General features: G+C 70.6%; 4 protein-coding genes, 1 pseudogene and 1 riboswitch. All 5 genes and pseudogenes read right to left on the bottom strand.

Annotated features, from left to right (window positions below):
* Positions 1–110: pseudogene (locus ACWEF6_RS42655) on the bottom strand (lipoyl synthase); the annotation flags it as partial.
* Positions 107–1,381 carry a serine hydroxymethyltransferase gene (gene glyA, locus ACWEF6_RS42650; protein ID WP_449688159.1) on the bottom strand — a complete coding sequence of 425 codons (1,275 nt, stop codon included), beginning with the start codon at positions 1,379–1,381 and terminating at the stop codon, positions 107–109. The pseudogene ACWEF6_RS42655 and the gene glyA, both read right to left, overlap by 4 nt.
* The gene (gene gcvH / locus ACWEF6_RS42645; protein WP_310974570.1) at positions 1,381–1,758 is read right to left on the bottom strand and encodes a glycine cleavage system protein GcvH; all 378 of its coding nucleotides are present in this window, start codon (positions 1,756–1,758) and stop codon (positions 1,381–1,383) included. The genes glyA and gcvH overlap by 1 nt, the downstream gene beginning before the upstream one ends.
* A 12-nt stretch (positions 1,759–1,770) precedes the next feature.
* Positions 1,771–2,862, bottom strand: coding sequence for a glycine cleavage system aminomethyltransferase GcvT (gene gcvT, locus ACWEF6_RS42640; RefSeq protein WP_449688158.1), 1,092 nt, complete (start codon positions 2,860–2,862; stop codon positions 1,771–1,773).
* A gap of 66 nt (positions 2,863–2,928) precedes the next feature.
* Positions 2,929–5,760 carry an aminomethyl-transferring glycine dehydrogenase gene (gene gcvP, locus ACWEF6_RS42635; RefSeq protein WP_449688160.1) on the bottom strand — a complete coding sequence of 944 codons (2,832 nt, stop codon included), beginning with the start codon at positions 5,758–5,760 and terminating at the stop codon, positions 2,929–2,931.
* Between the two features lie 135 nt (positions 5,761–5,895).
* Positions 5,896–5,989, bottom strand: a riboswitch (glycine riboswitch).
* Positions 5,990–6,173: the final 184 nt, after the last annotated feature.

Below are 6,173 nucleotides of genomic sequence, written 5' to 3'. Positions count from 1 at the left end.
GGCCCCATCCGCACCCGCGTCTTGATCCACGACGGCTTCTTCTCGATCGGCGTCTCACTGTTGCGAACCTCGAGACGCAGCAGCTTCCGGCCTTCGGGCTGGGCGCTCATCGCGCGAGGTCCGCGTACAGCGGGTGCTTCTCGGCCAGGGTCTCGACGCGGTCGCGCAGCTTGGCCCGCACGGCGTCGTCGAAGTCCGGCTTGAGCGCCTCGGCGATGACGTCGGCGACCTCGGCGAAGTCCTCCGCCTGGAAGCCCCGGGTGGCCAGCGCCGGGGTGCCGATCCGCAGGCCCGAGGTGATCATCGGCGGGCGCGGGTCGAACGGCACGGCGTTGCGGTTGACCGTGATGCCGACCTCGTGCAGCCGGTCTTCGGCCTGCTGTCCGTCCAGAGTGGACTGAACCAGGTCGACGAGCACCAGGTGGACGTCGGTGCCGCCGGTCAGCACCCGGACCCCCGCCGAAGCGCAGTCCTCCTGCGCAAGCCGCGCGGCGAGGATCCGCGAACCCTCCAGAGTCCGCTCCTGACGCTCGCGGAACTCCTCGCTCGCGGCGATCTTCAGCGCGACGGCCTTGGCCGCGATGACGTGCTCGAGGGGCCCGCCCTGCTGGCCCGGGAACACCGCCGAGTTGATCTTCTTCGCCAGTTCCTCGCGGCTGAGGATGAGGCCGCCGCGCGGGCCGCCGAGGGTCTTGTGCGTGGTCGTGGTGACGATGTCGGCGTGCGGCACCGGCGACGGGTGCAGCCCGGCCGCGACCAGCCCGGCGAAGTGCGCCATGTCGACCATGAGACGGGCGCCGACGAGGTCGGCGATCCGGCGGAACTCGGCGAAGTCGAGCTGACGCGGGTAGGCGGACCAGCCGGCGATGATCAGCTTCGGCTGGTGCTCGACGGCCAGGCGCTCGATCTCGGCGAGGTCGACGATCCCGGTCTCCTTGTCGACGTGGTAGGCGACGACGTTGTAGAGCTTGCCCGAGAAGTTGATCTTCATCCCGTGCGTCAGGTGGCCGCCGTGCGCCAGGTCGAGGCCGAGGATCGTGTCGCCGGGCTTGAGCACGGCGAACATCGCGGCCGCGTTGGCCTGCGCGCCCGAGTGCGGCTGGACGTTGGCGTGCTCGGCGCCGAAGAGGGCCTTCGCGCGGTCGATGGCGAGCTGCTCGACGACGTCGACGTGCTCGCAGCCGCCGTAGTAGCGGCGGCCGGGGTAGCCCTCGGCGTACTTGTTGGTCAGCACCGAACCCTGCGCTTCGAGGACGCCCACCGGGGCGAAGTTCTCGGAGGCGATCATCTCCAGGGTCGACTGCTGGCGGTTCAGCTCGTCCGCGACGGCCGCGGCGACCTCGGGGTCGACGTCGGCGAGGGGGGCGTCGAAAGTCGTCATCAGTTCTCCTGGGTGTGCGCGGCGTAGGCGGCGGCGTCGAGCAGGTCCGGCACGTCCCCGGTCAGACGCACCTTCAGGAGCCATCCTTCGGTGTAGGGGTCGGAGTTGATGACCTCGGGGGTGTCCGATGTGGTGCCGTTCACCTCGACGACCTCGCCGGAGACCGGCGCGTACAGCTCGCTGACCGACTTGGTCGACTCGACCTCGCCGAACACCTCGCCGGCCGTGATCGCCGAGCCCGCGTCGGGCAGCTGGACGAACACGATGTCACCGAGCGATTCGGCGGCGAAGGCGGTGATGCCGACGGTGGCGACGCCGTCCTCGACCTTCAGCCACTCGTGTTCCTTCGTGTACTGCAGGTTCTCGGGGATGCTCACGGGAGAAAGTCCTTACGCGCGGGAGTAGAAGGGCAGGGCGACGACCTCGACGGGCTCGATCCTGCCCCGGATGTCGACGGAGAGCTCGGTGCCGGGCTCGGCGTACGCCCGATCGACGTACGCCATGGCGATCGGGTAACCCAGCGTGGGCGACAAGGCGCCACTGGTCACCTCGCCGATTTCGGTGTCACCGGCCAGCAGCGCGTAACCGTGACGGGGAGCGCGGCGGCCTGCTCCGCGAAGCCCGACCCGCACGCGCGGGACGTCCTGCTTGGACCGCTCCTCGAGGGCCGTGCGACCGACGAAGTCGCCCGGCTTCTCGAACTTGACGACCCGGCCGAGGCCGGCCTCGAACGGGCTCTGCTCGACGGTGAGTTCGTTGCCGTACAACGGCATTCCGGCTTCCAGGCGCAGCGTGTCGCGGCAGGCGAGACCGGCCGGCACCAGGCCGTGCGGCTCCCCGGCCTCCATCAGCAGCCGCCACAGCGCCGGGGCCTCGTCGGCGTCGACGAACAGCTCGAAGCCGTCCTCGCCGGTGTAGCCGGTGCGGGCGAGCAGGACGTCGTGGCCCTTCACCGACGCCGGGACGCTGGCGTAGTACTTCAGCGCGTCCAGGTCGGCGTCGGTCACCGCGCCCAGGATCTCGACGGCCTTCGGGCCCTGGACGGCGATCAGCGCGGTGGTCTCGGACTTGTCGGCCACGACGGCGTCGAAGCCCGCCACCCGTTCGGCCAGGGCGTCCGCGACGACCTGCGCGTTGCCCGCGTTCGCGACGACCAGGTAGTGCTCGTCGGCCAGCCGGTAGACGACCAGGTCGTCGAGGACGCCGCCCTCGGGGTTGCAGATCATCGTGTACCGCGCCCGGCCCGGCTTGACCCCGGTCAGGTTGCCGACCAGCGCGAAGTCCAGGACGTCGGCCGCCTGCTTGCCGGTGACGTGGATTTCGGCCATGTGCGAGAGGTCGAACAGCCCGGCCGCCTCGCGGACGGCCTTGTGCTCGGCCAGCTCGCTGGCGTAGCGGACCGGCATGGACCAGCCGGCGAAGTCGGTGAACAGCGCACCGAGTCCCTTGTGGACTCCGTGCAGGGAAGTTTCGCGAGACATGGGGGAGATTGTCGCCTTCCGTAGGTGGTCGTGAGTGGTAAGGAGGGTTAGAACCCGCCTAAACACTCACGAGCCGTACTCGCTGAGGGGCGGGCAGGAGCACACGAGGTTACGGTCGCCGCGGGCGCCGTCGATGCGACGCACCGGGGGCCAGTACTTGTTCTTGCGCGAAACACCCGCCGGGTACACGGCCAGCTCCCGGTTGTACGGCTTGTCCCACTCGCCGACCAGCGTCTCCGCGGTGTGCGGGGCACCCCGCAGCGGCGATTCCTCCGCACTCCACTTGCCGTTGGCCACGTCGTCGATCTCGGCCCGGATGGCGATCATCGCGTCGCAGAACCGGTCGATCTCGCCCAGGTCCTCGGACTCGGTCGGCTCGACCATCAGCGTGCCCGCGACCGGGAACGACATGGTCGGCGCGTGGAAGCCGTAGTCGATGAGCCGCTTGGCGACGTCGTCGACCGTCACGCCGGTCTCCTTGGTGAGCTGGCGCAGGTCGAGGATGCACTCGTGCGCGACCAGGCCGTCCTGGCCCGTGTAGAGCACCGGGTAGTGCGGCGCCAGGCGCGAAGCGACGTAGTTCGCGGCCAGCACGGCGACCTCCGTCGCCGCGGTCAGGCCGGGCGCGCCCATCATCCGGACGTAGGCCCAGGAGATCGGCAGGATCGACGCCGAGCCGTAGGGCGCGCCGCTGATCGGTCCGACGCCGGTTTCCGGGCCGGCGGCGTCGAGCAGCGGGTGGTTCGGCAGGTAGGGCGCGAGGTGCGCGCGCACCGCGACCGGGCCGACCCCCGGGCCGCCACCGCCGTGCGGGATGCAGAACGTCTTGTGCAGGTTGAGGTGCGAGACGTCGCCGCCGAACTCGCCCGGCTTGGCCAGGCCCAGCAGGGCGTTGAGGTTCGCGCCGTCGACGTACACCTGGCCGCCGCCGTCGTGGACGATCTTCGCCAGCTCGTCGATGTCGTGCTCGTACACGCCGTGCGTGGACGGGTAGGTGACCATGATCGCGGCGAGGGTGTCCCGGTGGGTGTCCACCTTGGACCGCAGGTCGGCCAGGTCGACGTTGCCCTCGTCGGTGCACTTCACGACGACCACGCGCATCCCGGCCAGCACCGCGGACGCGGCGTTGGTGCCGTGCGCGGACGACGGGATCAGGCAGACGTCCCGGGCCTCGTCGCCGTTCGCGCGGTGATACGCGCGGATCGCCAGCAGCCCGGCGAGCTCGCCCTGGCTGCCCGCGTTCGGCTGCAGCGACACCTTGTCGTAGCCGGTGACCTCGGCCAGCCACCCGGCCAGCTGCCCGACCAGCTCGTGGTACCCGGCGGCGTCTTCGGCCGGGGCGAACGGGTGGATGCCGGCGAACTCGCGCCAGCTGATCGGCTCCATCTCGGTGGTGGCGTTGAGCTTCATCGTGCAGGAGCCGAGCGGAATCATGCCGCGGTCGAGGGCGTAGTCCAGGTCGGACAGCTTGCGCAGGTAGCGCAGCATCGCCGTCTCCGAGCGGTGCGTGCCGAAGACTTCGTGGCCCATGAAGCCGCTCTCGCGGGCCAGGCCGTTCGGCAGCGCGACGCCGTCTTCCAGGGCCCCTTCGACACCGAACGCCTTCAGCACCTTCGCGGCGATGGCGGGGGTGCTGACCTCGTCGAAGGCGACGCGGACGTGGTCGGCGTCGACGTGCCCGAGGTTGATTCCGGCCTCGCGGGCGGCCGCGTGGACCTCGGCGGCCTGGCCGGGAACGTGCGCGACGACCGTGTCGAAGAAGGACTCGTGCACGACCTCGACGCCGGTCTGGCGGAGGGTGTCGGCGAAGCCCGCGGCGAGGCCGTGGACGCGCTGGGCGATCTTCTTCAGGCCGTCCGGGCCGTGGTAGACCGCGTACATCGCGGCCAGCACGGCGGGCAGGACCTGCGCGGTGCAGATGTTGGACGTCGCCTTCTCGCGGCGGATGTGCTGCTCCCGCGTCTGGAGCGCGAGGCGGTAGGCGGAGTTGCCGTCGGCGTCGACCGACACGCCGACCAGGCGCCCGGGCAGCGAGCGCTCGAGCCCCGAGCGGACGGACATGTACCCGGCGTGCGGGCCGCCGTAGCCGAGCGGGACGCCGAAGCGCTGCGTCGACCCGGCGGCGACGTCGGCGCCGAACTCGCCGGGCGAGGTGATCAGGGTGAGGGCGAGGAGGTCGGCGGCGACGGTGAACAGCGCGCCCGCGGCCTTCGCCGACTCGGAAATCGCGTGGTAGAAGCCCCGGCCGCGCAGCACACCGGACGCGCCCGGGTATTGGACGACGACGCCGAAGAAGTCCTCGGGCAGGCCGGTCAGCAGGTCGCGGACCTCGACCTCGATGCCGAGGGCCTCGACGCGGGTCCGCACCACGGCGATGGTCTGCGGCAGGCACTCGGCGTCGAGGACGACCTTGTTCGACTTGGACTTCGACGCGCGGCGCATCAGCGTGACGGCCTCGGCGACGGCGGTCGACTCGTCCAGCAGCGAGGCGTTCGCGGTGGCCAGGCCGGTCAGGTCCGCGACCATCGTCTGGAAGTTGAGCAGCGCTTCGAGGCGGCCCTGCGAGATTTCCGGCTGGTAGGGCGTGTACGCGGTGTACCAGGCGGGGTTCTCGAGGACGTTCCGGCGGATCACGCCGGGGGTCACGGTGTCGGAGTAGCCGAGACCGATCATCTGCGTCATCGGCCGGTTGCGCGCGGCGAGGGCGCGCAGCTCCGCGGTGGCGTCCTCTTCGGACGCGGCGGGCGGGAGCCGCAGGTCACGGGTGGCGCGGATGGCGCTCGGGACGGCGGCGCCGACGAGGGCGTCCAGGCTGCCGTAGCCGCACTCGGCCAGCATCTTCGCGCGTTCGGCCTCGGACGGGCCGATGTGGCGGGCGTCGAACTGCGTGGAAGTGATCGGGAGCTCCTCGGGCCGGGCGCACACCGGTGCGCTGGGAACTCCCCCTCTGTCATGGCACCTGAGAGTTTCACCGCCTGTGCAGCGGCTTTCACCTTGGGTGAGGCGCGGGTGCGCCTGCTTTCCAGAGTGGCCTCGCGCGAAGCGGTAGCGGTTACCTGAGAGATTCCGGGGAGTTTGCTCCTTCGGTGCCCCACCGACTTCGTGAGGGCTCTCCCGCCTCGGCTCGACGGCCCGATCTGCAGTTGTGGCGGTAACGGTACCCGGCGCGTCCCGCGGGCGTCCACTTCACCCGGGCAACACCACAGTGAGCCTCGACCGGCCCCCAAGCGCCCCAATGTGGCGTTGGGTGCGTCCAACGCACCCAATGTGGCGTTCGGTGGGTCCAACAGATCGGAATATCACACGTCTTA

It is taken from the genome of Amycolatopsis sp. NPDC004772 (assembly GCF_053601215.1).
The sequence above is the reverse complement of the archived record's forward strand: the minus strand, read 5'-3'. Positions and strand labels throughout refer to the sequence as shown.